Here is a 581-nt window from a genome sequence, read left to right as displayed (position 1 = left end):
GCCTGGCTATGTGCATGTGGACATCAAATACTTACCTCAAATGCAGGATGAGGCCAGCAGAAGTTACCTATTTGTGGCCATTGACCGCGCTACGCGGTGGGTGTTTGTGCAGATCAAAAACAGCAAGACAGCAGCCAATGCCAAAGCCTTTCTCAAGGCATTGGACAAAGCCTGTCCGCTATACATTCGCAAAATCCTCACCGACAACGGCAAGGAATTCACTGACAGGTTGTTCTCAGGCAAGCGCTCAGAACAGGGCAGGCAGCCCACTGGAGAGCATGAGTTTGATCAGCTCTGCCAAGAACTGGGCATTGAGCACCGTTTGACGCCTGTGCGCTCACCGCAAACGAACGGCATGGTTGAGCGTTTCAATGGCCGCATCAGTCAGGTACTCAAGAGCCACCATTTCCATGACAGCGAGGATTTGCAGAGTACCCTCACACGCTACGTACACCTCTACAACCACCAGTTCCCGCAGCGAGCTTTAGATGCCAAATCGCCGATCAATGCGATGAAAGAGTGGTACGAGAGCACGCCTGAGCTGTTCAAATTCAAACCTAATAATCGTCAGGGAATTGACA

General features: G+C 51.5%; 1 protein-coding gene. It reads left to right on the top strand.

From position 1 onward, the window contains the following. A partial coding sequence (locus tag E9531_RS17375) for a DDE-type integrase/transposase/recombinase (protein ID WP_136575025.1) occupies nt 1-581 on the top strand: 581 nt, incomplete at both ends.

The organism is Lampropedia puyangensis (assembly GCF_004833285.1).
GTDB classification, from domain to species: Bacteria; Pseudomonadota; Gammaproteobacteria; order Burkholderiales; family Burkholderiaceae_C; genus Lampropedia; species Lampropedia puyangensis.
This window is presented reverse-complemented; position numbering and strand designations above follow the sequence as displayed.